Annotated in this window: 27 protein-coding genes; 12 read left to right on the top strand and 15 right to left on the bottom strand. The window is 74.5% G+C overall.

The window, feature by feature from the left end; translation table 11 throughout:
- Nucleotides 1-18 precede the first annotated feature (18 nt).
- Nucleotides 19-1,164 (top strand): molybdopterin-dependent oxidoreductase, encoded by a 1,146-nt coding sequence (locus ACIQGQ_RS29415; RefSeq protein ID WP_402401174.1) that lies wholly within the window; start codon nt 19-21, stop codon nt 1,162-1,164.
- Nucleotides 1,161-1,619, top strand: coding sequence for a hypothetical protein (locus tag ACIQGQ_RS29420; protein WP_402401177.1), 459 nt, complete (start codon nt 1,161-1,163; stop codon nt 1,617-1,619). The genes ACIQGQ_RS29415 and ACIQGQ_RS29420 overlap by 4 nt, the downstream gene beginning before the upstream one ends.
- A 55-nt stretch (nt 1,620-1,674) precedes the next feature.
- Here the strand turns inward: ACIQGQ_RS29420 and ACIQGQ_RS29425 are convergent, their stop codons facing one another.
- From ACIQGQ_RS29425 to ACIQGQ_RS29435, 3 genes are read right to left on the bottom strand one after another with little or no spacing between them, the layout of a single operon-like run.
- Complete coding sequence (locus ACIQGQ_RS29425) at nt 1,675-2,364, bottom strand: class I SAM-dependent methyltransferase (protein WP_402401180.1); 690 nt, start codon at nt 2,362-2,364, stop codon at nt 1,675-1,677.
- Complete coding sequence (locus ACIQGQ_RS29430) at nt 2,361-3,080, bottom strand: DUF2064 domain-containing protein (RefSeq protein ID WP_402401182.1); 720 nt, start codon at nt 3,078-3,080, stop codon at nt 2,361-2,363. Before ACIQGQ_RS29430 ends, ACIQGQ_RS29425 begins: the two co-directional genes overlap by 4 nt.
- The gene (locus ACIQGQ_RS29435; RefSeq protein ID WP_402401281.1) at nt 3,077-3,784 is read right to left on the bottom strand and encodes a glycosyltransferase family 2 protein; all 708 of its coding nucleotides are present in this window, start codon (nt 3,782-3,784) and stop codon (nt 3,077-3,079) included. Before ACIQGQ_RS29435 ends, ACIQGQ_RS29430 begins: the two co-directional genes overlap by 4 nt.
- 133 nt (nt 3,785-3,917) lie before the next feature.
- Here ACIQGQ_RS29435 and ACIQGQ_RS29440 point away from each other — a divergent pair, with 133 nt between their 5' ends.
- Nucleotides 3,918-4,646, top strand: a complete 729-nt coding sequence (locus ACIQGQ_RS29440; protein ID WP_402401184.1) for a response regulator transcription factor — start codon at nt 3,918-3,920, stop codon at nt 4,644-4,646.
- Nucleotides 4,643-5,755, top strand: coding sequence for a sensor histidine kinase (locus ACIQGQ_RS29445; RefSeq protein WP_402401187.1), 1,113 nt, complete (start codon nt 4,643-4,645; stop codon nt 5,753-5,755). Before ACIQGQ_RS29440 ends, ACIQGQ_RS29445 begins: the two co-directional genes overlap by 4 nt.
- Before the next feature lie 44 nt (nt 5,756-5,799).
- On the opposite strand, the gene ACIQGQ_RS29450 is transcribed toward ACIQGQ_RS29445, so the two are convergent.
- Nucleotides 5,800-6,870 (bottom strand): NAD-dependent epimerase/dehydratase family protein, encoded by a 1,071-nt coding sequence (locus ACIQGQ_RS29450; protein ID WP_402401189.1) that lies wholly within the window; start codon nt 6,868-6,870, stop codon nt 5,800-5,802.
- A 412-nt stretch (nt 6,871-7,282) separates the two neighbouring features.
- Here ACIQGQ_RS29450 and ACIQGQ_RS29455 point away from each other — a divergent pair, with 412 nt between their 5' ends.
- Both ACIQGQ_RS29455 and ACIQGQ_RS29460 read left to right on the top strand, forming a co-directional pair.
- Nucleotides 7,283-7,540: a hypothetical protein gene (locus ACIQGQ_RS29455; protein ID WP_402401192.1), complete on the top strand. Its 258-nt coding sequence runs from the start codon at nt 7,283-7,285 to the stop codon at nt 7,538-7,540.
- 218 nt (nt 7,541-7,758) lie between these two features.
- Nucleotides 7,759-8,253, top strand: coding sequence for a VOC family protein (locus tag ACIQGQ_RS29460; protein ID WP_402401195.1), 495 nt, complete (start codon nt 7,759-7,761; stop codon nt 8,251-8,253).
- A gap of 50 nt (nt 8,254-8,303) precedes the next feature.
- On the opposite strand, the gene ACIQGQ_RS29465 is transcribed toward ACIQGQ_RS29460, so the two are convergent.
- Nucleotides 8,304-9,785: an MFS transporter gene (locus ACIQGQ_RS29465; RefSeq protein ID WP_402401198.1), complete on the bottom strand. Its 1,482-nt coding sequence runs from the start codon at nt 9,783-9,785 to the stop codon at nt 8,304-8,306.
- A 103-nt stretch (nt 9,786-9,888) separates the two neighbouring features.
- Between ACIQGQ_RS29465 and ACIQGQ_RS29470 the strand changes: the two genes are divergently transcribed.
- Nucleotides 9,889-10,515, top strand: a complete 627-nt coding sequence (locus tag ACIQGQ_RS29470) for a TetR/AcrR family transcriptional regulator (RefSeq protein WP_402401201.1) — start codon at nt 9,889-9,891, stop codon at nt 10,513-10,515.
- A 60-nt stretch (nt 10,516-10,575) separates the two neighbouring features.
- Here the strand turns inward: ACIQGQ_RS29470 and ACIQGQ_RS29475 are convergent, their stop codons facing one another.
- From ACIQGQ_RS29475 to ACIQGQ_RS29490, 4 genes are all read right to left on the bottom strand, one after another.
- Nucleotides 10,576-11,529, bottom strand: coding sequence for an NAD(P)H-binding protein (locus tag ACIQGQ_RS29475; RefSeq protein ID WP_402401203.1), 954 nt, complete (start codon nt 11,527-11,529; stop codon nt 10,576-10,578).
- Entirely contained in the window at nt 11,526-11,897 is a 372-nt protein-coding gene (locus tag ACIQGQ_RS29480) for a DUF952 domain-containing protein (protein ID WP_402401206.1), read from the bottom strand. Before ACIQGQ_RS29480 ends, ACIQGQ_RS29475 begins: the two co-directional genes overlap by 4 nt.
- Nucleotides 11,898-11,980: 83 nt before the next feature.
- Nucleotides 11,981-12,976, bottom strand: a complete 996-nt coding sequence (locus ACIQGQ_RS29485) for an NAD-dependent epimerase/dehydratase family protein (protein WP_402401283.1) — start codon at nt 12,974-12,976, stop codon at nt 11,981-11,983.
- Nucleotides 12,977-13,080: 104 nt separating this feature from the next.
- The gene (locus ACIQGQ_RS29490) at nt 13,081-14,034 is read right to left on the bottom strand and encodes a LysR family transcriptional regulator (protein WP_402401208.1); all 954 of its coding nucleotides are present in this window, start codon (nt 14,032-14,034) and stop codon (nt 13,081-13,083) included.
- A gap of 244 nt (nt 14,035-14,278) precedes the next feature.
- Here ACIQGQ_RS29490 and snpA point away from each other — a divergent pair, with 244 nt between their 5' ends.
- Nucleotides 14,279-14,947, top strand: coding sequence for a snapalysin (snpA, locus tag ACIQGQ_RS29495; RefSeq protein ID WP_402401211.1), 669 nt, complete (start codon nt 14,279-14,281; stop codon nt 14,945-14,947).
- A gap of 67 nt (nt 14,948-15,014) precedes the next feature.
- Here the strand turns inward: snpA and ACIQGQ_RS29500 are convergent, their stop codons facing one another.
- The 5 genes from ACIQGQ_RS29500 to ACIQGQ_RS29520 form a co-directional block, all read right to left on the bottom strand.
- Nucleotides 15,015-15,374, bottom strand: a complete 360-nt coding sequence (locus ACIQGQ_RS29500; protein ID WP_402401214.1) for a GntR family transcriptional regulator — start codon at nt 15,372-15,374, stop codon at nt 15,015-15,017.
- Between the two features lie 2 nt (nt 15,375-15,376).
- Nucleotides 15,377-16,366 (bottom strand): DUF1648 domain-containing protein, encoded by a 990-nt coding sequence (locus tag ACIQGQ_RS29505; protein WP_402401216.1) that lies wholly within the window; start codon nt 16,364-16,366, stop codon nt 15,377-15,379.
- Nucleotides 16,367-16,494: 128 nt separating this feature from the next.
- Nucleotides 16,495-17,169, bottom strand: a complete 675-nt coding sequence (locus ACIQGQ_RS29510; protein ID WP_402401219.1) for a DUF6304 family protein — start codon at nt 17,167-17,169, stop codon at nt 16,495-16,497.
- A gap of 127 nt (nt 17,170-17,296) precedes the next feature.
- Nucleotides 17,297-18,355, bottom strand: a complete 1,059-nt coding sequence (locus ACIQGQ_RS29515; protein WP_402401286.1) for a family 2 encapsulin nanocompartment cargo protein polyprenyl transferase — start codon at nt 18,353-18,355, stop codon at nt 17,297-17,299.
- Between the two features lie 212 nt (nt 18,356-18,567).
- The gene (locus ACIQGQ_RS29520) at nt 18,568-19,974 is read right to left on the bottom strand and encodes a family 2B encapsulin nanocompartment shell protein (RefSeq protein WP_402401222.1); all 1,407 of its coding nucleotides are present in this window, start codon (nt 19,972-19,974) and stop codon (nt 18,568-18,570) included.
- A 190-nt stretch (nt 19,975-20,164) separates the two neighbouring features.
- On the opposite strand from ACIQGQ_RS29520, the gene ACIQGQ_RS29525 reads away from it, so the two are divergent.
- The 3 genes from ACIQGQ_RS29525 to ACIQGQ_RS29535 all read left to right on the top strand — a co-directional run bounded on the left by ACIQGQ_RS29525 (nt 20,165) and on the right by ACIQGQ_RS29535 (nt 22,877).
- Nucleotides 20,165-20,614, top strand: a complete 450-nt coding sequence (locus ACIQGQ_RS29525; protein WP_402401224.1) for an RrF2 family transcriptional regulator — start codon at nt 20,165-20,167, stop codon at nt 20,612-20,614.
- A 117-nt stretch (nt 20,615-20,731) separates the two neighbouring features.
- The gene (locus ACIQGQ_RS29530; protein ID WP_402401227.1) at nt 20,732-21,928 is read left to right on the top strand and encodes a globin domain-containing protein; all 1,197 of its coding nucleotides are present in this window, start codon (nt 20,732-20,734) and stop codon (nt 21,926-21,928) included.
- 31 nt (nt 21,929-21,959) lie between these two features.
- A complete protein-coding gene (locus ACIQGQ_RS29535) occupies nt 21,960-22,877 on the top strand; it encodes a 1-aminocyclopropane-1-carboxylate deaminase/D-cysteine desulfhydrase (protein WP_402401230.1) in 918 nt (305 codons plus the stop codon).
- On the opposite strand, the gene ACIQGQ_RS29540 is transcribed toward ACIQGQ_RS29535, so the two are convergent.
- Nucleotides 22,850-24,454, bottom strand: a complete 1,605-nt coding sequence (locus tag ACIQGQ_RS29540; protein ID WP_402401233.1) for a Na+/H+ antiporter — start codon at nt 24,452-24,454, stop codon at nt 22,850-22,852. The two genes, ACIQGQ_RS29535 and ACIQGQ_RS29540, sit on opposite strands and share 28 nt — an antisense overlap.
- 43 nt (nt 24,455-24,497) lie before the next feature.
- Between ACIQGQ_RS29540 and ACIQGQ_RS29545 the strand changes: the two genes are divergently transcribed.
- Nucleotides 24,498-24,758 (top strand): UBP-type zinc finger domain-containing protein, encoded by a 261-nt coding sequence (locus tag ACIQGQ_RS29545; RefSeq protein ID WP_402401236.1) that lies wholly within the window; start codon nt 24,498-24,500, stop codon nt 24,756-24,758.
- The last annotated feature ends 123 nt before the right edge of the window (nt 24,759-24,881 follow it).

Raw genomic sequence — 24,881 nt, forward strand, 5'->3', positions numbered from 1 at the left:
GCGCGTGTCATGGACGTCATGAGAACCCGCATTCCTCCGCCGAGGCCGCCCGTCTTCCGGGGCCGTCTGCACGACGCCCGTACGGCGACCGCCGTCGGCCGCTGGCTCGGCGCGGCCTTCGCCGTCTGCTTCGTCACCGGGCTGATCAGCCACTATCTCCAGCACCCGCCGCACTGGCTCGCCGACACCCTGCCGGCCCGTCCGGTCTGGGGCTACCGGCTCACCCAGGGGCTGCACGTCGCCACCGGCCTCGCGGCGATCGTGCTGCTCCTGGTCAAGCTCTGGACCGTGTACCCGAGGCTGTTCGTCTGGCCGCCGGCCCGTTCCGTACGTCATGCGCTGGAGCGGCTCTCGGTGGCGGTGCTGGTGGCCGCCGCGGTCTTCGAGGTGTTCACCGGTCTGATCAACAACGTCCAGTGGTACCCCTGGCCGTTCGGCTTCATCCAGGCCCACTTCGCCGTCGCCTGGATCGCCTTCGGTTCGGTCCTGCTGCATGTGGCGGTCAAGGCGCCGGAGATCAGGGCGCACTGGTCCCGGCGCTCCGCGGGTACGGTCGCGCTCCCCGCCCGGGACGCCGTCGACCGCCGTTCGCTGCTCCTGGCCACCGGCGGGGCGGTCGGTGTCGTCACCCTGACCACGGTGGGGCAGTCGTTCACCCCGCTCGGGGCCACGGACCTTCTCGCGCCCCGGAGCCCCGACCACGGGCCGCAGGGGCTGCCGGTCAACCGGAGCGCGGCCGCCGCGGGCATCACGGCCCGCAGCGTGGCGGGGTGGCGGCTGGAGGTCGAGGGGCCCCGCCCTTACACGCTGACCCTGGACGAACTCCGCGCCCTGGCCCGGACGTCGGCGCGGCTGCCCATCGCCTGTGTCGAGGGGTGGAGCATGGACGCCCGGTGGGAGGGCGTGCGGGTACGCGATCTGGTCGAGCGGGCCGGCGGGCATCCCGGGCGGGCCGCCGCCCGGGTCGTCTCGCTGGAGGCGCACGGCAACTACCGGGTGATGCACATGGGCGCGGAGTACCTCGCCGACCCGCTCACCCTCCTCGCGCTGACCCTCAACGGGGAGCCGCTCTCGCTGGACCACGGCTACCCGGCGCGGATCATCGCCCCGAACCGGCCCGGCGTGCTGCAGACCAAGTGGGTCCACCGGCTGGAGGTGCTGTGACCACCGCGACCGTGCTGCGTTACGTGACCGGGGGGATCGGCGTGGCGTCGATCGGGCTGGGGGTGGGGCTGCTGGCGACCGGTTCGGCTCCGCTCGGGGTCCTCGCCTGGCTGGCCGGTGCCGTGGTCCTGCACGACGGCATCATCGCCCCGCTGGTGCTGGCCTGCGGGCTGCTGATCGCGGGGTGGCGGCAGCGCGGCCTGTGGCGCGGTGCCTTCGTGGTGGCCGGCTGCGTGACCCTGGTGACGCTCCCGGCGCTCCTGCGCCCCGGCCGGCCGCTCACCTCGTCGGCGCTGCCCCTGCCGTACGGGCGGAACCTCCTGCTCGTCGTCGCGGCCGTGGCCGCCGTGGCGGGAGCCGTCGCGTTCGTACGGCGGCGGAGGGCCCGGTCGCGACGGCCGGGGCCGGGCCCGCTCCGGGGGAAGACGCAGGTCCGCCCGAAGCCGGCGAAGTGACGTCGGGCGGCTCCGGGCGGGCCACCCGTCCTCACCCCGTACGGCGGCCCCGGACTCACGCGGGGTGCGGTCGCTGACGGACGGGGTGGCCGGTGCCCGGTGGCGGCGTGGGCGCCAGGGCCAGGAAGGGCCGCCCGTCCACCTGCCACTTCTCGGACACCCGCCAGCCCGTTCCGACCGCGGCGGCGGCCAGGGCCCGGGGGCCCACCCGGGCCCAGGCGAAGGGGGTTCCCCGCCCGCCCCGGCCGTCGTCGACCGAGACCTCGCACCGTTCGTCGACGTCCACCGGCGCGCATTCGGCGATGACGCGCCCGGTACGCGCCACGATCCGGCGCAGCCGCCGCAGCAGCGCCGCCGGATCGCCGCCGATGCCCACGTTCCCGTCGATCACCAGCGCCGTGCCCCAACGGCCCTCCGCCGGAAGGGGGTCGAAGACCGAGCGGCACAGCGCGGGGCCGCCCGACCGCTCGGTGCGCGACACGGCGGTGGGGCTGATGTCGATCCCGAGGGCACGCCGTCCCTCGGCGGCGAGAGCGCCGACGAGCCGGCCGGGGCCGCAGCCGATGTCCAGCACGGCGCCCCGGCAGCGCTCCAGCACGGACCGGTCCGCCGCGTCCGGCGCCGCGCACCAGCGTTCGACGTCCAGGGGCAGCAGCCAGCCGTCGCTGCGGCGCAGGAACAACGGGCCCCGGCCGGTCCGCAGGGCGTCGGTGTACGGGTCGGAGAGCCAGGTCGCCGCCGTCATCCGGCCGCTCCGGGGACGGACACTCCGGGAACGGCCGCTCCGGGACGGGGCCTTCCGGCAACGACGGCCGCTCCGGTGGCGGCCACCTGCGCCGCCATCCGAACTGCCGTCAGTTCCGCGTGCACGGAGGCGAACCGCGTTCCCCGGGCCAGGGCCGCCACGTGCCCGGCGTCCTCGGCGGTGTCGACGTCGCGCAGGACGGGCAGTTCACCGACGCGCAGGCCCGCCGCGCGCAGCCTCGCGTACTGCGCCGCCCCGGTGTCCGGTGTGGACATCGGGACGCCGAGCACCAGGGCCGGGTCCGGGGCACGGAGGCCGAGCGCCCAGAACCCCCCGTCGGCGGCGGGCCCGAACCAGGCGTCGTGCTCCTCCCCCTGCCGCAGGGCCGGTTCGAGGAGGCCGGGGGTCACCTGGGGCGTGTCCATCCCGATCAGCAGCGCGGGACCGGTGCAGGCGGCGAACGCCGCGGCGATCCGTGCGTCCAGCCCGCCCCCGGCCTGGGCGGTCACTTCGAAGCCCGGCGGCAGCCAGGGGCCCGGACGGCCGGCCAGGACGAGGACGCGGCGGCGGGCCGGGACGCGCGCCACCACGTCGAGAGTGTCGGCGAGCGCCGCCTCGGCCAGCCGGGCCGCCTCCGCCGGGGTGAAGGGCGGGGTGAGCCGGGTCTTCACCCGGCCCGGCACCGGCTCCTTCGCGATGACGAGGACGGTGGTCACGGCCGTACCCCGGGTGCGGCCGCCGCGGCGCCCGCACCGGGTGCCGGGCGCACCGGCTCGTCGAGCACCCGGCGCATGTCCCGTACGGCCTGCCAGGTGCCCTTCCACGTCCCGGTCACCTTGGAGCGGCCCGCGCGGGGCAGGTACGGCACATCGCTCTCGCGGACCCGCCAGCCGGAATCGGCGGCCCGGACGACCATCTGCAGGGGGTAGCCGCTGCGCCGGTCCGTCAGGTCCAGGCCGAGGAGCGCCTCCCGCCGCGCGGCCCGCATCGGCCCCAGGTCGCGCAGGCGCAGACCGGTGCGGCGGTGCACGAGCACGGAGAGCGCGAGGTTGGCCGCGCGGGCGTGGACCGGCCAGGCCCCGCGCCCCGAGGGACGGCGGCGCCCCAGCACCAGGTCCGCGGCGCCGCCGGCCACCTGGGCGACGAGACCGGGCAGCAGGCCGGGGTCGAGGGAGGCGTCGCAGTCGCAGAAGCAGACGAACTCGGCGTCCGAGGCGAGCAGTCCGGCGTGACAGGCGGCGCCGAACCCGCGTCTGGGCTCGGGGACGACGGTGGCGCCGTACGCGGCCGCCACCTCGGCCGACCCGTCGGTGGACCCGTTGTCGACGACGACGGCCCGCCACCCGGGCGGAATCCGCGTCAGGACCCAGGGCAGGGCCTCGGACTCGTCGAGACAGGGGAGAACGACATCTACGGTCATGGTTGTCACAGCCCTCACCGTAGGAAGCGGGAAAGGCGCCGGGGGCGAAGAACTCCTTACGAAACGCGGACACCGGCCGCACCCACCCGTTCGGCCGGGCCGGGGTGTTCGCGCGGGTGCCATGCTGAGGGCCATGAACGAGTCCAGCACTCCGGACGCCGCCGCGCGGATCCTCGTCGTGGACGACGACCCGACCGTGGCGGAGGTCGTGACGCGCTACCTGGAGCGGGCGGGGCGCACCGTGGAGCACGCGGCCGACGGCGACGAGGCGCTGCTCCGGGCCGCGGCGAACCGGCCGGACCTGGTCCTGCTGGACCTCATGCTGCCGGGCCCCGACGGGCTGGAGGTCTGCCGCAGGCTGCGGGAGACCGGCCCCGTACCGGTGATCATGCTGACCGCGCGGGGCGAGGAGGAGGACCGGATCCTCGGTCTCGAATCGGGGGCGGACGACTACGTCACCAAGCCGTTCAGCCCGCGCGAGCTGGTCCTGCGCGTCGATTCCGTACTGCGCCGGGCCCGGACCCCCGCACCCGCACCCGCCGCCCGTCCCGTCCTGCGGGCCGGCGGGCTCACGGCCGACCCCCGCACCCGCAGGGCGACCCTGTCGGGCCGGGAACTCGCCCTCACGCTGCGCGAGTTCGACCTCCTCGCCCACTTCCTGGAGCACCCCGGCACGGCACACACCCGGGAGAGTCTGATGCGGCGGGTATGGGGCTGGGAGTTCGGCGACCTGTCCACGGTCACCGTCCACGTACGGCGGCTGCGGGCCAAGATCGAGCGCGATCCCGCCCGGCCCGTGCTGATCCGGACGGTATGGGGTGTGGGCTACCGCTTCGAGCCGGCCCAGGAGCCGGCTCCGTGAAGGACGTCCTGCTCATCGCCGTGTTCGCGCTGGCCGGTGCCGGATGCGCCGGGCTCGCCGGGGCCGTCGTCCTCCGTCTCGTGCGCCACCGCTCCGTCGCCGTCTCGCTCGCCGTCGTCGCCGCCGTCGCGGTGACGGCGATGCTCGCGGGCACGCTCGCCGTCGCGCGGGCCATGTTCCTGTCCGAGCACGATCTGTGGGTGGTGACCGTGGTCGCGGCCATGGCCGCGCTCGTCTCGCTCGGTACGGCGCTCGTCCTGGGGAGGCGGGTCGTGGCGCACAGCCGGGCGCTCGCCCTCGCGGCACGGGACTTCGGCGAGGGCGGCAGCTTCCTGGCCCCCGGCGGGACCACCACCGCCGAACTCGCCGCGCTCACCGAGGAACTCGCGTCCACCAGCGCCCGGCTCCAGGCGTCGCGACGGCGCGAGAAGACCCTGGAGGCGTCCCGGCGCGAGCTCGTGGCCTGGATCTCGCACGATCTGCGGACCCCCTTGGCGGGGCTGCGGGCGATGGCCGAGGCCCTGGAGGACGGTGTCGCCGCCGAACCCGCCCGCTACCACCGCCAGATCCGTACCGAGGTCGAACGGCTCACCGTCATGGTCACCGACCTCTTCGAGCTCTCCCGCATCCACGCCGGCGCGCTCACGCTCAACCCCAGCCGCGTCTCCGTGTACGACCTGGTCGGCGACGCCCTGAGCGGGGCCGATCCGCTGGCCCGCGAGCGCGGTGTCCGGCTGGCGGGGGCGGACGTCGAGGCGGTCCCCGTGGAGGTGGACGGCAAGGAGATGACCCGGGTACTGGCCAATCTCCTCGTCAACGCGATCCGGCACACCCCCGTCGACGGCACCGTGGTGATCGCCGCGCGGCGGGTCGGCGGCTCCGTCGTCCTGTCCGTCACGGACGGCTGCGGCGGGATTCCGGACGCGGACCTTCCCCGGGTGTTCGACACCGGGTGGCGCGGTGTCGAGGCCCGTACCCCGCCCGCCGGCGCGGGGCTCGGTCTGGCCATCGTCCGGGGGATCGTGGAGGCGCACGCGGGCCGGGCGGAGGTCCGCAACGTGCCGGGCGGCTGCCGGTTCGAACTGACCCTGCCCGCCGCCGCCCACTGACCGCCGCCCCGTAGGCCGCTGGGCCGCCCGGCCCGCCCGGCCGCTCAGCCGACCGCCCGGTCCGCCGCCGGGGCGCGCTGCTCCGCGAGGGCGAACGCGGCCACCCCGTCGGCGAACCCGACCCGGGGCGACCAGCCCAGCTCGTGGCGGGCCCGGGAGGAGTCCGCCGTGATGTGCCGGACGTCCCCGAGCCGGAACTCCCCGGTCACCACGGGCTCCGGGCCGCCGTGCGCGCGGGCCAGCGCCGACGCCATCTCACCCACCGTACGGGGCTCGCCGCTGCCGATGTTGTACGGCGTCAGCACACCGCCGGGCAGGGCGGCCGTGGCTTCCAGGGCGCGCAGATTCGCCCCGGCCACATCGCCGACGTGCACGAAGTCCCTTCGCTGGCGGCCGTCCTCGAAGACCCGCGGGGCCTCGCCCCGGGCGAGCGAGGAGCGGAAGAACGAGGCGACCCCCGCGTACGGAGTGTCCCTGGGCATGCCGGGCCCGTACACGTTGTGGTAGCGCAGGGTCACGGCGGTCCCGTCCACGGCCCGGGCCCAGGCCGAGGCCAGGTGCTCCTGGGCGAGCTTGGTGGCCGCGTACACGTTCCGGGGATCGGCCGGGGCGTCCTCGCCCACCAGCCCGGCGTCGAGCTCCGCGCCGCAGGACGGGCAGTGCGGCTCGAACCGCCCGTCCGCGAGGTCGTCGGCGGCGCGGGGCGCGGGCCGGACCGCGCCGTGCCGGTGGCAGACGTACCGGCCCTCCCCGTAGACGACCATCGAGCCGGCCAGCGTCAGCCGCCGTACGCCCCGCTCCGCCATCGCGGCGAGCAGCACCGCGGTGCCGAGGTCGTTGCAGCTCGTGTACGCGGGCGCGTCGGCGAAGTCCTTGCCGAGGCCGACCATGGCGGCCTGGTGGCAGACCGCGTCGACCCCGGCCAGCGCCGCCCGGACGCGTTCGGGGTCCCGGACGTCCGCGTGGATCAGCTCGGCGGCGGGCAGCACGGGGGCGCCACCGTGCACGCCGGGCAGCAGCGCGTCGAGGACGACCGGCTCGTGGCCGGCCTCCGTCAGCGCGGCGACGATCTGTGAGCCGATGAACCCGGCTCCTCCTGTGACGAGAACTCGCATGGCGACGACGCTACGGACCGGGTCCGCGTCCGCGCGGCCCCCGCGCCGATCCGTAAGACTCTCGTCAGCCCGACGGTCGCGCTCCGGACGGTGCGCGGCGGAACGGGGCGGCGCTCGTCCTACCGGGCGCCCGTCGGCCTGCGGACGGTTGCGAACGGCAGAGACAACCGACCGACACCTCCTCCGGGCATCCGGACCCGGCGCCGCCGCCCGGGCCCGCCGCGCCGTCGACCGCCTCCTCGCACCGCGCGCCTGACCGGCCCGCACCGCCGTCGGCGCCGCGCGCCCCGGGACCGGTCCGGCCCCGTTCCGACCTTCCGCGCCGACCACGCCCCAAAGCGACCAACATCGTTTACTTTAAGATCACTTGGCATCGCATACCGTGCGATCCCTCTTCGCCAGGAGATTGAACATGTCTGTTCCGGAAGGCGCCTACGCCGTCGAGTACACGTTCACGGCCTACGACGACGGCGTCGAGATAGGTGCCACCGTCAAGTTCCCGCTCAGCTCGTCCCCCACCCAGCAGCCGCACGAGGACGCCGCGGCACGGGCCGCCGCCGAGGCGTACCGGGCCACGATCGCCGCTGCCTATCCGGCCGTCGCGGTGCACGCGGACCGCGTCTACCTGTGCCGCCGCGCCGGCGACGCCTGGCCCACGGCCTCCGCCTGACCGTCGCCCCCCCAGGGAACCGGAGCGGATCGGAGCGGCAACTCCACGGCGCGGAGCAGCGATTCGCGCTCGTTTCGCCCGACACGGCCGTGTCGGCGCGGTGTTTGCGCGCTTCCGGGGGACCATATGGAGTCGGCCGATTCCGGTCCCCCGTCGCTTCGCTCCTCCTGGTATACGCGAGCAATCAAACGGGGCTGCGTACACGAGGGGAGACAGCTATGGCGACCGAGGGTTTCACCACATGTCTGTGGTTCGACGGGCAGGCCGAGGAGGCCGCGGAGTACTACGTGTCCGTCTTCCGGAACTCCCGTGTCGGCAGGGTCGCCCGATACAACGAGGCCGGACCGGGGCCCGCCGGTTCGGTGATGACGGTGGAGTTCGAGATCAACGGCCAGCGGTTCGTCGGGGTGAACGGCGGACCGGCGTTCACCTTCGACGAGGCCATCTCGTTCCGGATCGACTGCGCGGACCAGGCCGAGGTGGACCACTACTGGGCCGGCCTCACCGACGGCGGCGAGGAAGGCCCCTGCGGCTGGCTGAAGGACCGGTACGGGATCTCCTGGCAGGTCGTGCCCGACGGGCTGATCGAGCTGGTGAGCGACCCGGACGGGGAGAGGGCCGCCCGGGTCACCCGGGCGATGATGACGATGAAGAAGCTCGACATCGCCGCGCTGCGGCAGGCGCACGGCGCCGGCCGGCAGGGCGCTTCCTGACGACCGGGCCGCCGGGACACCCCCTGACGGCCCGTGCCGCACGCGTCCCGTCACGGGCGGGCCGCGCCGTCCGGGCGGCGCGGCGCGAGGAAGGCCCCCGCGAGAAGTGCCCCGGCGAGCACCAGCGCCGCGTTGACCAGGATCGCGACCGCGACCCCGGACAGGACGGCCTCGGGTCCGGCGCCGCCGAGGGCGGACATCCGGGCGGTGGCGATCGCGCTCATGACCGGGATGCCCATGGTGATGCCGACCTGCTGGGTCATGGTGGCGAGCCCGGTGGCCAGGCCCTGTTCCTCGTCGGGGAGCCCCGAGGTCGCGGTGACCATGAAGCCGACGATCATCAGCATGTTGCCGATGCCGCCGACGAACGTGGCCACCAGCAACAGCGCGATCCAGCCACCCGTGCTGCCCAGCGCGACCAGGGAGAGGGTCGCCACCGCCTGGACGATCCCGCCGCCGACGATGGTGGCCCGGCTCCCGAACCGGCCGACGGCCCGCCCGCCGAACGCCCCGCCGAGCACCGTGCCGACGCCGAGGACACCGAAGGCGAGCCCGGTCGCGAGCGGCGAGTAGCCGAGGACCTCCTGGAGATAGAGGGTGAGCAGGAAGACCAGCGAGGTCTCGGTGACGAACGCGATCAGACCCGCCGCGTTGCCCCAGACGACGCTGCGCCGCCGCAGGACGCGTACGGGGACGAGCGGCGCCGTGGCCCTCGCCTCGACGAACCGGAAGGCGACGAGGAGCGCGGCCCCGGCGAGCAGGGCGGCCAGGGTGACGGGCCCGGTCCAGCCGGACTCGCCGGCCCGGGTCAGACCGTAGACGAGCAGCAGCAGTCCGCCGGTGACGGTCACCGCGCCGGGAACGTCGAGCCGGGGCCGCCGGGCGGGCCGGGCGTCGGTGACGACGGACGGGGCGAGGGCGACGACCAGGGCGGCGACCGGCACGTTGACGAAGAACGCCCAGCGCCAGGAGAGCAGGTCGGTGAGCAGCCCGCCGAGGACGGCCCCGGCCGTGAAGCCCGCCGACATCAGCGCGCCGTTGAGGCCCAGGGCGCGTTCGCGCAGCGGCCCCTCCTTGAAGGCGGTGGTCAGCAGCGCCAGCCCGGCGGGTGTGACGGCCGCCGTGGCGAGCCCCTGGAGCACCCGGGCCGCGAGCAGCACACCGGGCGAGGTGGCGAGCCCGCCGAGAACGGACGAGAGGCCGAGGACGGCCATACCGGCGAGGAACATCCGCTTCCGGCCGACCAGATCGGCGATCCGGCCGAACAGCAGGGTGAACCCGGCGGCGGCAAGCGCGAAGGCGGTGGCGATCCACTGGAGCCGGGAGAGGGGGAAGCCGAGCCCCTGGCCGACGGCCGGCAGCGCGACGTTCAGGATCGAGAAGTCCACGGCGATCATGAACTGCGCGCCGAGGAGAAGTGTGAGGACGAGCTTCTGCCGCCCGGTCATCCGGACGGCGGGAGCGGCGGGGACGCGATCCCCGGAGGGGGTGGGGTCGGTCGCGGCCGACGGGGCGGGGCTGGGCGCGGACATGGCAGGCCTTCCTCAGCGACGAATCTCTAACGGGACTACGGTTCCGTTAAGATGGGCGTCACCGTAGCAGAGGGAGAGGCGCTAATGGAACTGGAGACCCGTTATGACTTCTGAGGGTGCGGGCCGGGAGGCGGTGGAACCCGGCAGCGTGCGCCCCGGGGGCCGCACCGCCCGGGTGCGTGAAGCGGTGCTGCGGGCGGCGGGCGACGCCCTGGCCGAGCACGGCTTCGGCCGGCTGGACCTCGCCGACGTCGCGCGCCGGGCGGGGGTGGGGAAGACCACCGTCTACCGGCGCTGGTCCACTCCGACCGGGCTGATGGCGGACCTGCTGGACGACATGGCCGAGCAGTCCTCGCCCCGTACGGCCACGGGCTCGCTCACCGAGGACCTCCGGGCCAACGCCCGGCTGGTGGTGGACACCCTCACCGACCCGCGGCAGGGCGCGCTCTTCCGGGCCGTGATCGCCGCGGCCCTCTGCGACCCGCACACGGCGAAGGCGCTGCACCGCTTCTACGCGATCCGGGTCGAGGAGTGGTCCGGCTGCGTCACCGAGGCCGTCGAACGCGGCGAGCTGCCCGCCGGCACGGACCCCGGCGAGGTGGTCCGCGCCGTGTCGGCACCGCTCTACTACCGGCTGCTGACCAGCGGGGACGCGCTCGACACGGCGGCGGCGGACCGGGCCGCCGGGGCCGCCGAGGCCGCGGCGCGGTCGGGGGCGTACGTCGTCTGAGCGGCCGCGCCCGCCCGCGGGAAGCGGGCGGGCGCGGGACGGCTCAGGGCCGGGGCGGGCTCAGGGCCGGGGCGGCCCGTCCGGTGCCAGCAGGTGCCGGTAGCTGTCCGGGTGCTGCCGCAGGAAGGCGGCCAGGCCCGTCGCCGGGCGGCCGGTGAGCCGGGGAACGGCGTCCGAGACCGCGGCCATTTCGCCGGTGGCGATGGCCTCGTACGAGGTGACCCAGCCGGCCACCTCCCACGCCTCGGCCCCGTAGTGCGCCCGTGAGGCGTACGCCTCCTCGCGGGTCTCCGGTACGTAGGTGACGGTCCGGCCGGTGACCCGGCTCAGCTCCTCCGCCGCCTCGGCGAGGGTGAACGCCTCCGGGCCGGTGAGGTCGTAGCTCCGCCCGTCGTGCCGGGTGTCTGGGCCCTCGGCGCCCGGTGCGGCACCGGCCAGCAGGACGGTGGTGGCGGCGTCGGCGATGTCGTCGTGGGCCACCGCCGCCACCCGCCCGTCGCCCGCCGGTCCGCGCAGCACCCCGTCGGCGCCGGTCATGGCCGGGATGCCCGCGAGGTACAGGCTGTCGCGGAGGAAGGTGTGGCGGACGTCGGCGGCCCGGATGTGCGCCTCGGTGTGCCAGTGGTCCCGGGCGAAGGTGAACGTGGCGTCCGGCGCCGCGCCCAGGAAGGAGACGTACACGATGCGTTCGACGCCGACGGCCACCGCCGCGTCCACCGCGGTCGTGTGCTCCCGCACCCGGTGCGGGCTCTCGTGCGCCGAGACCAGGAACAGGGTGTGCGCCCCGGCCAGGGCGCGGCGCATCGCCTCCCCGTCGCCGTACGGGGCGGGCGGGGCGGCCACCGCTCCGGGCAGTCCGGGCAGCCGGGACGGATCGCGGCCGAGCAGCCGTACGGGCACCGCGGCCCGGACCAGCCGCCGGGCGACCCGGCCGCCGACGGCACCGCCCGCGCCGGTGACGGCGATGATCGGGGCGCCCGGGTCCGGCGTGCTCGTGGCGGACGGGTCGCTCATGCGGGACCGCCCTCCTTCCCGGGCGAGTTCCACGGCCAGGGGCGCACCTCGACGACCGCGTCCACCGGGACGGGACCGTAGATGTGCGGGAACTCCTCGCCACCGGGCACGGCGGGCTCGTACCGGACGGGCACCGTGAGCCGGTCGGGGTCGATGACGAGGACGACGAGTTCCTGGTCGTGGGCGCCGGCCCCGCTCCCGGCGCCGTAGAGCAGTTCGGCGACACCGTCGAGCTGGTGCGGCAGCGAGCAGTGGATGAAGCCCTCTTCGTGCAGGGTGCGGCCGCGGGTGGACATCTCGAACGTCCCGATCCCGCGGGCCGCCTCCCACAGCGGGCCTTCGGTGAGGTGCAGCAGCAGTTCGGCCATGGGCCAAAACTACGGGCTGCGCCGTGTTCCCCGGTGGATCAGCGCGCGCCCCGGGCCCGCGCCCGGGGCGCCGCGCGCCGGTGTCAGGCGCCCGCGAGGAGCCGGGCCTCCACCTCCGGGTCCAGGCCGACGGCCGGCCGGTCCGGCCGCTGCGGGGCCCGTCCGCCCAGCTCCTCCAGCCACGTCCAGGTGTCGGCGACCGTCTCCTCGACCGGGCGGCAGCGCAGCCCGGCCGCGTGCGCCCGCTCGACGTCGCCGCGGTGGAGCGTGTCGTACAGCTCGCCCGGCGGCAGCCAGACCGGCAGGTCGCTCCACGGCTCCACGCCCGCCGCGAGGATCGCCTCCTCGGGAATCCAGCGCAGCTCGGCGCCGGAGCCGGTGACGTGCGCGCAGGCGTCCAGCAGCCGCCCCATGGTGGTGTGGCCGGGGCGGCTGACCAGGTTGTACGGGCCGTGCAGCCCGGCGCGGGCCGCGTCCAGCAGCCAGCGCGCGAGGTCGCGGGCGTCGATGTACTGGAGCGCCAGATCCGGTCTGCCGGGGGCCAGTACGGGCCCGCCCCGGGCGATCCGCCCCAGCCACCAGGGCAGTCGGCCGATGTTCTCCCCGGGGCCGAGGATCAGCCCGGCGCGGGCGAGCAGCGCCCGGTCGCCGAAGGCGTCGAGCGCCGCCAGCTCACCGCCGCGCTTGGCCTGCGCGTACGGGACGTCCCCGTCCGCGTCCGGCGAGGCGCCGGCGACCAGCGGGCCGTCCTCGGGCAGCCCGGCCGGGGCCGGGTACGCGTACACGGAGCGGCTCGACACGTACGTGTACCGCCCGGCCCGGCCGGTGAGCAGCCGGGCGGCGTCCCGGACGGCCGAGGGGGCGCCGCTCCAGGTGTCGACGACCAGCTCCCAGCCGGGCCCGTCGGCGGTGCCCCGGGCCAGCGCGGCGAGGCCGTCCCGTGCGGTGCGGTCGCCGAGGAGCTCCGCCACGCCGGGCGGGGCGGCGTGCCGGCCCCGGTGGAACACCGTGACGTCCCAGCCGCGCGCCGACGCCTCCTCGGCCACCGCGCGCCCCACGAACTCCGTACCGCCCAGGATCAGTAGCCTCATGATCCGACTCTGCCCGGCCGGAGCCGTTCCGGTAACCGGTCCTCGCTCCTGGCGGAATCGGCACGCCGACGGCGAAACCGGGAACTCCCCGGTCACGGGGTGCGGGCGAGCGGGCTGCGGTTGCGCAGCAGCCACTGGTGGTACCCGGAGGCGCGCGAGGCGGCCTCCCGGTAGGCCGCCTCCAGCTCCGCGTAGACCGGGTCCATGTCGGCGCCCGGCCGGGAGAGCAGCAGCAGCCGTACGGCGAGGGGGTCGTCGCGCAGCGGGCGGATCGCCATGTCGTCGCGCGGCCCGGAGGTCGGCTGGCAGGGGGCGACCGCCTCGCCGAGCACGATGAGCGAGGCGGCGGTGAGGTAGTCCCCGTGCAGGACGGTCGGGGCGAGGCCGGCCGCGTCGAAGACCCGCCGCAGCCCGTCCCACTCGCCGTCCACGGTGGGGTCGACCATCCACCGGTCGGCGGCCAGGTCGACGAGGTCGACCACCGGGCGGGCGGCGGCGGGGTGGTCCCTGGCCATGGAGATGAACTGCGGCTCGCGGTCCAGGAGTACGCGCTGCTCCAGACCGTCCGGTACGGCCAGCGGGCACCCCTCGACCTCGTGCACGAAGGCGACGTCCAGCGCGCCGGTGGCGACGTCGCGGAGCAGGGAGCGGGCCGACACGTCGACCCGCAGCGAGATGTCGGTGCCGGGCAGCCGGAGCCGGAGCCTGCGCAGCCAGCCGCCGATGACCCGGCTCGCGGTGCAGCCGATGCGCAGTCGGGGGCCGGTGGCGCGGACCGCGTCGGCCTCCGCCCTGGCGTCGCTGACCAGGGCCGTCATGCCGTCGACCAGGGGGCGGGCGCGGCTGAGGACGGCGCGGCCGAGCTGGGTCGGGCGGCAGCCGGTCCGTTCGCGCCAGAACAGCTCGGCGCCCAGGGCGTTCTCGATCCGGCGCAGCTGGGTGGTCAGGGCGGGCTGGCTGACGCCCAGGCGGCGGGCGGCTCGGTGCAGGCTGCCCGCGTCCGCGATGGCGCACAGCGCCCTGAGGTGCCTCACCTCAAGCTCCATACGAGCGAGCGTAGGGCGGCGGGAGACGGTCGCACCAGACTCCCCAATCACCTCAAAGCCCTTTAATTCACCGGGAGTTGACGGAGTCTTCGACGACCGTACGGGGATCGGTGATAGTGCGGCGCTATCGCCGGTTGACATCATCCGCCGCGGCTTCCGCTCCCCGACACTCACTGCGTACCGCCCCCGTCCGGTTCCGATCATCGGACGGGTCCATCGGACCGGTAACGGCAGGAGACCCCCCATGAAGCACCCCAGGACCGTCATCTCGGCCTTGGTCGGCCTCGGCTTCGGCCTCGCGGCCGCGCTGGGCACCGCACCCGCGATCGCCGCCTCCCCGGCCCCCGCCGGCCAGGCGGCCCAGAACGCCGCGGGCTACGCCGCGTATGCCGGTTCGGCGGAGAACGCCGCCGGGAACAAGGCGTTCTTCGAGGCGGTCGCCAAGTCCGTCGCGAAGAAGCGGGCGGCCAACCCCGGCCTCAAGTCCGTCACCATCGTCTACAGCGCCACCAACGCGCCGAGCTTCCGCAGCCAGATAGCCAGCAGCGCGCAGATCTGGAACAGCTCGGTCTCCAACGTCCGGCTCCAGGAGGGGTCGAACGCCGACTTCGCCTACTACGAGGGCAACGACTCCCGCGGTTCGTACGCGAGCACCGACGGGCACGGCAACGGCTACGTCTTCCTGGACTACGCGCAGAACCAGCAGTACAGCTCGGTGCGGGTCACCGCCCACGAGACCGGGCACGTGCTCGGCCTGCCGGACCACTACTCCGGGCCGTGCAGCGAGCTGATGTCCGGCGGCGGCCCCGGCACGTCCTGCACCAACCCGTACCCGAACGCGTCCGAGGTCAGCCAGGTCAACTACCTGTGGCAGTACGGCTTCGCGGCCTCCCTCGTGAAGAACGCCTCCTGACGGTCGCACCCGTCACGTACGCGGCACGCCCCGGGGCCCCACCCCGCGGCGTGCCGCGCCGGACGTCTCAGCCGGCGCGCAGCGCGCCGCGCACCAGCTCCAGCAGCTCCTCCTCGGTCATGCCCAGCTCGCGCGCGTCGGCGGCCACTTCCCGTACGCGTTCCAGCAGCCTGGCCCGGTGCGGCGGGACGCCTCCGGTGACGACCGCGCCGCGGCCCCGGCGCAGTTCGATGAGCCCTTCCTCGCGCAGCTGCTGGTAGCCGCGGAGCACGGTGTGGACGTTGACGCCGAGGGAGTCCGCGAGCGCCCGGGCCGCGGGCAGCCGTTCACCGGGCGCCACCTCGCCCCGGGCGACCGAGCGGCGCACACATGCCGCGATCTGGTCGCCGAGCGGCACGGTGGAGGTGGGATCGACACGGAACAGCATGCTCAGTGTCCCGCCCGGCGTCGGTCGACCAGGGTGTTGAGGAGCGCGGCGCCGGTCTTCGAGTCGTCGACGGTCACCGCGAACTTCCGGCCGTCCACCAGCGTCGCCACGATCCCCTCGCCGGAGCGGAGCACCACACCGGTGCCACCGGGCCGGACGCGGTAGCCCCAGCCGCCGAACTCGGCGAGAGGGCTGATGTCGCGACTGCACGCGGACTCTATCCGGTCGAGCGACACCCTGACGCGCGGCCAGGGCAGCGTCCCGGAGACGGTGATGCCGCGCCGGTCCACCATCACGTGGGCCCGGGCGAACCCGCCCAGCACCACGCCGACGACCAGCAGCGGCAGCCCGGCCTCCCACCGCCACAGCGGCGTCAGCACCAGCCCCGCGGCGAGCAGCACCAGGACCGCCGCCGGAGCCCACCGGCTCCCGGCACCGCGGGTCCACCCGGCGACCTCCCCGTCCGCCAGCGCGATCCGCGCACCCCCGTCGGCCCGCCCGGCACCGCTCCCGGCCGGCGGTTCCGGCGCGGGGAAGAGCGCGGCGAGCGCCCATCCGAGCCCGCCCGTGAGCGCGGCGACCCCCAGGGCCGCGGCGAAGTGCCACATCGGGAGCGAGACTCCCGGCACCTCCCCCCGGGGACCCACGGTCGCGTCCACGTTGACGAGCAGCGCGGCGGCCAGCAGCCAGCCGAGGAAACCGGCGAAGGCGAAGCCGCTGGAGACGAGCCACCGGTGGGCCCGCCCCCGCAGCTGCCAACGGGCCGCCATGAGCAGCCACGACCCGCCGACCACGACGAGCGTCAGCGTGCAGATCAGCACGTACCAGTCCCGCCCCATGTACTGGTCCGCCCGGCCGCCGCCCGTGAAGTGGCTGGCGACGCGCTCCGGGAGCCGGTCGCGGAACACGAGAAAGAGCACCAGGTCGACAGCGAGGGCGAGCACGAACGGCAGGACCGCGAAGAGGGCCCCACCCAGGTTCTTCCGATTCATCAAAACCTCCCTTGTTCGCATGTTAGTAGAACAATGAGGGGCTGACAAACCCGCCCCGCACCGGAACTGCGCCGGTACGGGGCGGGATGCGATGCGGGAGAAGGGGACGGTGGCCGCGCGCCGGGTTCTCAGGCGTGTTCGAGCGGGAACGCGCCCCGATGGCCGGTGCCCGCCCCGGAGTCCGGGCGGGGCTCGTACTCGCGGCAGCTCCAGATCTCCTGGACGAACCCGGTGCGCCGATCCCACAGGTCCCGTACGTCACCCTCGCCCGCCGCTCCCCGGTAGGCGTCCTTGGCGCCCCGGAAGCAGGCGAGGCCGCCGGAGAGGCCGCGGACCGCCTCCGGGGCCGGGAGGTAGTCCGAGAAGGCGCAGGCGATACAGGTCCGCAGCCGCACCCCGGGCGGCAGCGCACGCTGGATCGTGGCGAGCGCGGAGGCGAAGTCGCTCTCGGCGCGGCGGGACGCGTAGGCGGCCCCGCCGAACTGCAGCTCCAGGCTGAGGTGCGAATCGGGCCTGCGCAGCGACAACAGGCAGCTGAGCGTGGCCTGGTGGACCACCCCGTCCCAGCCGACCGGGAACGGCAGGTCCCACTCCAGCACGCAGTCGCTCAGCGCGCCGTCCACCAGGACGAACCGGTCGTCGGCCGGTGGCGTGCCGACGACGGGGGTGAGGCCGTCGAAGCTGGGGCCCTCGAAGTCGGTGCCCCGTGTCCGGAGGCGTAGTTGCTGTCCGTCGGTGGTGAGGACGACGGCGTCGGAACCCTGCCGGTCCCGGTACCACCCGGCCCATGACTCGTCTGTCATGGGCACGGACTGTAGCCCGTGCCCATGACAGTCGCCCGGTCACCCTCCGCTTCCCACCGGCAGCGGGTCACCGGTGGTGGCCGGTGCGCCCGCCGGGCCTTCGGCGGAAGGTGCGAGGAAGGGGGTGTCAGTGCGTCCGGCGGGTGACGAACTCCGCCAGGGTCAGGAGATCCCCCGCCCCGGCCAGGTCGTCCACCGCGCGGGACAGGTGATGGACCGCCCGGGACATCCGGTCCGCCGCCCCGGCCTGCGCCCAGTCCCGCCCGCCGGCCCGCTCCACCGCGTCGGCGGCACGGCCCACCTCCTCGGGGGTGCTCATCGCCCCCCGGTAGAGCGCGGCGAGTTCACCCGCCGCCGGAGTGCCGGAGGTCAGTGCCGCGACGACCGGCAGGGACTTCTTGCGGGCCATGAGATCCGCCCCGACCGGCTTCCCGGTCCGGGCGGTATCGCCCCAGATGCCGATCAGGTCGTCGATGAGCTGGAAGGCGAGGCCCGCCTCCCGGCCGAACCCGTCCATCGCGGCGACCGCCCGCTCCCCCGCGCCGGCGTAGAGCGCCCCCAGCGCGCAGGCGCAGCCGAGCAGGGCGCCGGTCTTGGCGGTGGCCATCGTCAGGCACTCGTCCAGCGTGACCTCCTCGGGGCCCCGGTCCTCGAAGGAGCAGTCGGCCTGCTGGCCCGCGCACAGCTCGATGATGCAGGTCGAGAGCCGTGCGGCGGCCTGGGTGGCGGCCGGTGACGGGTCCTCGGCGAGCAGCCGGTGGGCCAGGACCATCATCGCGTCGCCCGCGATGACGGCGTCCGGGACACCGAAGACCGCCCAGGCGGTGGGGCGGTGCCGGCGGGTCCGGTCCTCGTCGATGATGTCGTCGTGGAGCAGGGTGAAGTTGTGGGCCAGCTCCACGGCGACGGCCGCCCGCACCGCCCGTTCCGGATCGCCGCCGAGCGCGCGGGCGGCAGCGAGGACCAGCGCGGGTCTGATCGCCTTGCCCGCGGGCCCCGAGGACGGGCTGCCGTCGGCCTCCTGCCAGCCGAAGTGGTACATCGCGACGCGGCGCAGCGAACCGGGCAGCGACTCGACGGCCGCACGCAGCCGGGGGTCGACCAGGGCGCGGGTCCGCTCCAGGAGGGACTCGGCCTCCTCGCCCCGGCTCACGGGCCCCGGCGGCGGCGCTCCGCCGAGGAGCACGGCGGCGGGCGGGACCTCCGGAACGGGTGGTGCCGCACCGGCCGGCACGGCGCCGCCCGCGGTCCTGGCGGTCGGTGACGGAATCACATGCGAGGTCTGCTGCGTCACATGCTGGGTCTTCACTGGGGCGTCCTCCCGGGACCACCGCGGGCACGGCTGCCCGGCGGTGGAGGTTGACGGGGTCCGGACGCCCCCGTCCGGACCCCGATCGGCTACCGCCAGCGACTGACTTCGACGTTCTCCAGGACACCCAGGGCGTCCGGGACGAGGATGGCCGCGGAGTAGTAGGCGGTCACCAGATAGGAGATGATCGCCTGCTCGTCGATGCCCATGAAGCGGACCGAGAGGCTGGGCTCGATCTCGTCGGGGAGACCGGTCTGATGGAGCCCGATGACGCCCTGGTCGGACTCGCCGGTCCTCATGCAGATGATCGAGCTGGTCCGGGCCTCGGTGACCGGGATCTTGTTGCAGGGGAGGATCGGCACGCCGCGCCAGGCCGGCACGTGCTGGCCGCCCAGGTCCACGCTCTCCGGCACCAGGCCGCGCTTGTTGCACTCGCGGCCGAAGGCGGCGATGGCCTTGGGGTGGGCGAGGAAGAGCTTCGAGCCGCGGCGACGGGAGAGGAGCTCGTCCATGTCGTCGGGGCCGGGCACGCCCGCGTGCGGCTGGAGGCGCTGGGAGTAGTCGCAGTTGTGGAGCAGCCCGAACTCGCGGTTGTTGACCAGCTCGTGCTCCTGGCGCTCGCGCAGGGCCTCGACCGTGAGCCGCAACTGCTGCTCGGTCTGGTTCATCGGCTGGTTGTAGAGGTCGGCGACCCGGCTGTGGACCTTCAGCACGGTCTGCGCGACGCTCAGCTCGTACTCGCGCGGGGACGCCTCGTAGTCGACGTACGTGTGCGGGACGACGGCTTCGCCGACGTGGCCGGCGGACAGGTCGATGGCCGCCTCGCCGTACTTGTTGGTGCGCTGCTCCGGGATGGCGCGCAGGCCGGCGAGGTGGGCGCGGAGCGCGTCGGAGCGCTCGGCGAGGTTCAGCACGTCGGTACGGCTCAGCGTCAGCACCGTGCAGGCGGTGAGGGCGCGGGCCGTGTACTCCCAGACCGCGTCGCCGTCGACCAGGGAGTCGTCCCCGAAGTAGGCCCCGTCGGCGTGGACCCCGAGCACCGTCTCGTCCCCGTAGGGGCCGGTGCCGACCTTCTGGACCTTGCCGTGCGCCAGGAGGTAGACGGTGTCCGTCGCGTCCCCCGCCACGCCCAGCACCTGGCCCGCCGCGATCTCGCGCTGCTCGCAGCGCCGCGCCAGCTCGCTCAGCGCCTCCTCGTCCTCGAAGTCCCGCAGCGCGGGGAGTTCACCGAGCTCGGCGGGGATGACCGCCACCCGGTCACCGGTCTGCACGAAGGTCACCCGGCCGTCCCCGACCGCGTAGCTCAACCGGCGGTTCACCCGGTAGGTACCGCCCTGCACCTGGACCCACGGCAGCATCTTGAGCAGCCACCGCGAGGTGATCTCCTGCATCTGCGGGGCGGACTTGGTGGTCGTCGCGAGGTTCCGCGCCGCCGCCGTCCCCAGACTCTGCTGCGGAAGCGTCGCCGCGCCCTGAACCTCTTCACCAACGGACATCTGACGTTCTCTCCATTCTTCGGATGACCTGCGCGAAGAAGCCTTTCAGCGCGGAGAGTACGTGCGCCATTACACAAAAGAGTGTGACTAATCTGCCTGGAACTGGGCAGGTGCGGGCAGGTGTGCGGTGGCGCGCATCACACCTTTCACTAACTTGCATCTCATATGCAATTTATCTAGCGTGAGGGCCATGCGGCTGACGAGATTCACCGACGTGGCGCTGCGCGTGCTGATGCGCCTCGCCGTGGCGGAGGACGAGGACACGCCGACCACCCGGGAGGTGGCGGCCACCATGCAGGTGCCGTACACCCACACGGCGAAGGTCGTCGCCAAGCTCCAGCACCTCGGCCTGATCGAGGCGCGACGGGGCCGCGGCGGCGGGCTCAGCCTGACCGGAGCAGGGCGCTCCGCCTCGATCGGCGGACTGGTCCGGGAGCTGGAAGGCCCCGGCGACGTCGTCGACTGCGAGGGCAGCACACCCTGCCCCGTACGCTCGGCCTGCCGGCTCCGCACCGCCCTGCGCGGTGCGACGGACGCCTTCTACGAGGCGCTCGACCCGCTCACCGTCACCGAACTCGTCGCCGCGCCCACCGGCCCACTGCTGATCGGCATCAGCCGCTCCCGGCCGGACACCGGCTGAGCCCGAGCGCGATCCGCACCACGACCCCGCAGCCACCGGACCCCCGCTCCACGCCGCCCGGATCCGGCACGCCCAAAAATACGCATCTCATATACCAATTAAACGCAAGGAGTCCCGATGCTCTCCGAGACGTCGACCGCCACCGTCCGCGCCACCCTGCCCGCCGTGGGCGCGGCCATCGGGGACATCGCCGACCTCTTCTACCGCAAGCTCTTCGAGGCCCACCCCGAGCTGCTGCGGGACCTCTTCAACCGGGGCAACCAGGCGTCCGGCGCCCAGCGGCAGGCGCTCGCGGGCTCCATAGCCGCCTTCGCGACCCATCTGGTCGAGCACCCGGACACCCGCCCCGACGTGATGCTCGGCCGGATCGCCCACAAGCACGCCTCGCTCGGCGTCACCGCCGCCCAGTACGAGATCGTGCACACCCATCTGTTCGCCGCCATCGCCGAGGTGCTCGGCGACGCGGTGACCCCCGAGGTCGCCGCCGCCTGGGACGAGGTCTACTGGCTGATGGCGAACGCCCTCATAGCGATCGAGGAGCGGCTCTACGCGCAGCAGGGCGTCGTCGCGGGCGACGTGTGGCGCGACTGGGAGGTCGTCTCCCGGGTCGAGGAGACCGACGACGTCGCCACCTTCCGGATCCGCCCGGCCGACGGGGCGCCCGCGCCCGACTTCCGGCCCGGCCAGTACGTCTCCGTACAGGTGGAGCTGGCCGACGGGGCCCACCAGATACGCCAGTACAGCCTCTCCAGCGCCCCCGGTTCGGAGGTCCGCTCCGTCACCGTGAAGCGGGTGCGCGGGGCCGGGGCGCCCGACGGCGAGGTCTCCAACCACCTGCACGCCGAGGTGGCCGCCGGTGACACGCTGCGCGTCTCCGCCCCCTACGGCGACCTGGCGCTGGACGCGTCCGACGCACCGGTCCTGCTCGCCTCGGCGGGCATCGGCTGCACCCCGATGCTCTCGATGCTGGAGCACCTCGCCGCGACCGGCCACGCCGCCCCCGTCACCGTCGTGCACGGCGACCGCTCCCCCGCCGACCACGCCCTGCGCGTCGACCACGACCGGCTCACCGCCAAGCTCCCCGACGCCGCCGCCCACTTCTGGTACGAGACCCCCGAACCCGGCCACCCGGCCGACCGCACCGGCCGGGTCGACCTGAGCGGCCTCGGCATCGCGCCCGGCACCCGTGCCTACCTCTGCGGCCCGCTGCCCTTCATGCGCTCCGTCCGCACCCAGCTGCTGGCCGAGGGCGTCCCGGCGAGCGACATCCACTACGAGGTGTTCGGCCCGGACATGTGGCTGGCCCAGGACTGAGCCGCCGGCCGGGCACGGCGACAATGACGGCATGACCTCCGAAGCGCTCGACCTCTCCCGGCTGCGGCCGGTGCTCCCCTCGCCCCTGGAGCCGGTGGAGGACGAGCGCTTCGCGCGTCACGGCGTACGGCTGGTGCTCAAGCGCGACGACCTGATCCACCCCGATCTGCCGGGCAACAAGTGGCGCAAGCTCGCCCCCAACCTGCGGGCGGCCGGGGGACGCGCCGTGCTGACCTTCGGCGGGGCGTACTCCAACCATCTGCGGGCCACCGCCGCCGCCGGGCGGCTCCTGGGGTTCCGGACCATCGGGATCGTGCGGGGCGAGGAGCTGGCCCACCGTCCGCTGAACCCCTCGCTCGCCGCCTGCGCCGCCGACGGGATGACCCTGCGCTTCGTGGACCGCTCGACGTACCGCGCGAAGGGCGATCCCGCGGTCCTGGCGGGGCTGCTGAGCGCCTACGGGGAGTGCCGTGTCGTCCCGGAGGGCGGCAGCAACGCCCTGGCCGCACAGGGCTGTACAGAGCTGGGGCGGGAGTTGCGCGGCGTGGCCGACGTGGCCGCGGTGGCCTGCGGGACCGGGGGCACCCTGGCCGGGCTGGCCGCCGGACTCGCCCCGTCGCAGCGCGCCCTCGGCGTCCCCGTCCTGCGCGGCGGCTTTCTCGGGGAGGCGGTGCGGGAGCTCCAGACGGCGGCCTTCGGCGCCCCGGCCGGCGACTGGTCCCTGGACGAGCGCTTCCACTTCGGCGGCTACGCCCGCACCACTCCGGAACTGCACGCCTTCGCCGACGACTTCGAGCGGCGCCACGGGCTGCCGGTGGAGCGGCTGTACGTGGCCAAGCTGCTGTACGCGCTGACCGAGCTGGCCGGGGAGGGCGCGTTCCCGCCGGGGACCACGGTCGCCGCGGTCGTCACGGGCGGCCCTCAGGAGGCGTCCGAGGCCTCCCGGTAGGCCGCCGCCTCCTCCAGGTCGAGCCGTCTGAGCAGGGTGCGCAGCATCTCGTCGTCGATGTGCCGCTCGTCCCGCAGCCGGACGAAGACCTCGCGCTCGGCGTCGATCGCCTCCCTCGACAGGCGCCGGTAGGTGTCGTCCGCCGACTCCCCGGTCACCGGGTTGGCCGCGCCCAGCCGCTCCCACACGGCGTTGCGGCGGCGCTCCAGGACGGTGCGGAGCCGGTCGGCGAGCGGGCCGGGCAGGCGGTTGCCGGGGTCGGCGAGCAGCTCGTCCAGTCGTTCCTCGGCGGCCGCGGAGGCCTGGCTCTGGGCCTGTGCCTCGGCCAGCGTCTCGGCCTTCGCGTCGCGCCCCGGCAGCTTCAGGACCCGCACCAGCACGGGCAGGGTGAGCCCCTGGACCACCAGGGTGCCGATGACGGTGGTGAAGGTCAGGAACATCACCAGGTTGCGGGCCGGAAACGGGGCCCCGTCGTGCATGACGAACGGGACGGAGAAGGCGACGGCGAGCGAGACGACCCCGCGCATCCCCGCCCAGCCGACGATGAGCGGCGCGGTCCAGTCGGTGTCCGGCTCGCGTTCCCTGATCCGCCGGGACAGCAGACGGGGCAGATAGGTCGCCGGATAGACCCAGACGAAGCGGACCAGGACCACGGCGAGGAAGACGGCGACCGCGTACCACACGGCCTCGCCCGCGGTGTACCCGCCGAGGTCCTTCAGTACGAAGGGCAGCTGGAGGCCGATCAGCGCGAAGACCGTGGACTCCAGGACGAACGCGACCATCTTCCAGACGGCCTCCTCCTGGAGCCGGGTCGCGAAATCGACCTGCCAGGAGTGGTGCCCCAGGTAGAGCGCCACCACGACCACGGCGAGCACCCCGGAGGCGTGGACCCGCTCGGCCGCCGCGTAGGCGACGAAGGGGATCAGCAGCGACAGGGTGTTCTGGAGCAGCGCCTCCTTGAGGTGGGTACGGAGCCAGTGCAGCGGCACCATCAGCGCCAGGCCCACCACGACGCCGCCGACCGCGGCGAGGAAGAACTCCGCGGCCCCGGCGCCCCAGCTCATGCCCTCGCCCACGGCCGCGGCCACCGCCACCTTGTAGGCGGTGATCGCGGTGGCGTCGTTCACCAGGGACTCGCCCTGGAGAACGGTCGTGAGCCGCCCGGGCAGCCCGACCCGGCGGGCGATCGCGGCGGCCGTGACCGCGTCCGGCGGGGCGACGACCGCGCCGAGCACCAGCGCCGCGGTGAGCGGCAGATCGGGCACCAGCCGGTACGCCAGCCAGCCGACCGCGACGGTCGCGAACAGGACGTAGCCGACCGAGAGCAGCGCGACGGGCCGGAGGTTGGCCCGCAGGTCCAGGTACGAGCTGTCGACGGCCGCCGTGTAGAGCAGGGGCGGCAGCAGCAGCGGCAGCACGATGTGCGCGTCCAGGGTGTACGTGGGCACCCCCGGCAGGTAGGCGGCGACCAGGCCCGCCGCGACGAGCAGCAGCGGGGCCGGCACCGGGGTGCGGCGGGCCGCGCCCGCGACCGCCGCGCTGGCCGCGACCAGCCCCACCAGCGGCAGTGCGTCCATTCCGGGCCCTCGCCTTCCACGTCTCCGACGTAACCTGAACATCATGAGTGACTGCTCTCACCTGTCCGCACTGCCGCGCCCCGAGCCGGCCCCGCTGAGCAGGACCTGCCCGGGCTGCCTCGCGGCGGGCACCCACCCCGTGCAGCTGCGGCTCTGCCTGGTCTGCGGCCATGTCGGCTGCTGCGACTCCTCGCCCCTCCAGCACGCCACGGCGCACTTCAGGGAGACCGGCCACCCGGTGATGCGGAGCTTCGAGCCCGGCGAGAGCTGGCGCTGGTGCTTCGAGGACGGTTCGATCGTCTGACGTCTGGGTACGTCAAACCGGCGCCGGTTGTTCGCAATTGAGCGCCACGAACCTCTAGCCACTGTGCGTACCCATGGGTTTACCATGAGTGACAGCCATGGGCTGAGGCTCTGGCGACACGGC

The organism is Streptomyces sp. NPDC092952 (assembly GCF_044754785.1).
Lineage (GTDB): Bacteria > Actinomycetota > Actinomycetes > Streptomycetales > Streptomycetaceae > Streptomyces.

Excerpts from the sequence above, each read along its gene's own strand:
- ACIQGQ_RS29500 (WP_402401214.1), bottom strand. The coding sequence starts at position 15,374 with ATGCTGTTCCGTGTCGATCCCACCTCCACCGTGCCGCTCGGCGACCAG.
- ACIQGQ_RS29525 (WP_402401224.1), top strand. The coding sequence starts at position 20,165 with ATGCGGCTGACGAGATTCACCGACGTGGCGCTGCGCGTGCTGATGCGC.
- ACIQGQ_RS29455 (WP_402401192.1), top strand. The coding sequence starts at position 7,283 with ATGTCTGTTCCGGAAGGCGCCTACGCCGTCGAGTACACGTTCACGGCC.
- ACIQGQ_RS29480 (WP_402401206.1), bottom strand. The coding sequence starts at position 11,897 with ATGGCCGAACTGCTGCTGCACCTCACCGAAGGCCCGCTGTGGGAGGCG.
- ACIQGQ_RS29415 (WP_402401174.1), top strand. The coding sequence starts at position 19 with ATGAGAACCCGCATTCCTCCGCCGAGGCCGCCCGTCTTCCGGGGCCGT.
- ACIQGQ_RS29435 (WP_402401281.1), bottom strand. The coding sequence starts at position 3,784 with ATGACCGTAGATGTCGTTCTCCCCTGTCTCGACGAGTCCGAGGCCCTG.
- ACIQGQ_RS29465 (WP_402401198.1), bottom strand. The coding sequence starts at position 9,785 with ATGTCCGCGCCCAGCCCCGCCCCGTCGGCCGCGACCGACCCCACCCCC.
- ACIQGQ_RS29535 (WP_402401230.1), top strand. The coding sequence starts at position 21,960 with ATGACCTCCGAAGCGCTCGACCTCTCCCGGCTGCGGCCGGTGCTCCCC.
- ACIQGQ_RS29450 (WP_402401189.1), bottom strand. The coding sequence starts at position 6,870 with ATGCGAGTTCTCGTCACAGGAGGAGCCGGGTTCATCGGCTCACAGATC.
- ACIQGQ_RS29490 (WP_402401208.1), bottom strand. The coding sequence starts at position 14,034 with ATGGAGCTTGAGGTGAGGCACCTCAGGGCGCTGTGCGCCATCGCGGAC.
- ACIQGQ_RS29545 (WP_402401236.1), top strand. The coding sequence starts at position 24,498 with ATGAGTGACTGCTCTCACCTGTCCGCACTGCCGCGCCCCGAGCCGGCC.
- ACIQGQ_RS29440 (WP_402401184.1), top strand. The coding sequence starts at position 3,918 with ATGAACGAGTCCAGCACTCCGGACGCCGCCGCGCGGATCCTCGTCGTG.
- ACIQGQ_RS29530 (WP_402401227.1), top strand. The coding sequence starts at position 20,732 with ATGCTCTCCGAGACGTCGACCGCCACCGTCCGCGCCACCCTGCCCGCC.
- ACIQGQ_RS29475 (WP_402401203.1), bottom strand. The coding sequence starts at position 11,529 with ATGAGCGACCCGTCCGCCACGAGCACGCCGGACCCGGGCGCCCCGATC.
- ACIQGQ_RS29425 (WP_402401180.1), bottom strand. The coding sequence starts at position 2,364 with ATGACGGCGGCGACCTGGCTCTCCGACCCGTACACCGACGCCCTGCGG.
- ACIQGQ_RS29505 (WP_402401216.1), bottom strand. The coding sequence starts at position 16,366 with ATGAATCGGAAGAACCTGGGTGGGGCCCTCTTCGCGGTCCTGCCGTTC.
- ACIQGQ_RS29470 (WP_402401201.1), top strand. The coding sequence starts at position 9,889 with ATGACTTCTGAGGGTGCGGGCCGGGAGGCGGTGGAACCCGGCAGCGTG.
- ACIQGQ_RS29510 (WP_402401219.1), bottom strand. The coding sequence starts at position 17,169 with ATGACAGACGAGTCATGGGCCGGGTGGTACCGGGACCGGCAGGGTTCC.
- snpA (WP_402401211.1), top strand. The coding sequence starts at position 14,279 with ATGAAGCACCCCAGGACCGTCATCTCGGCCTTGGTCGGCCTCGGCTTC.
- ACIQGQ_RS29540 (WP_402401233.1), bottom strand. The coding sequence starts at position 24,454 with ATGGACGCACTGCCGCTGGTGGGGCTGGTCGCGGCCAGCGCGGCGGTC.
- ACIQGQ_RS29520 (WP_402401222.1), bottom strand. The coding sequence starts at position 19,974 with ATGTCCGTTGGTGAAGAGGTTCAGGGCGCGGCGACGCTTCCGCAGCAG.
- ACIQGQ_RS29460 (WP_402401195.1), top strand. The coding sequence starts at position 7,759 with ATGGCGACCGAGGGTTTCACCACATGTCTGTGGTTCGACGGGCAGGCC.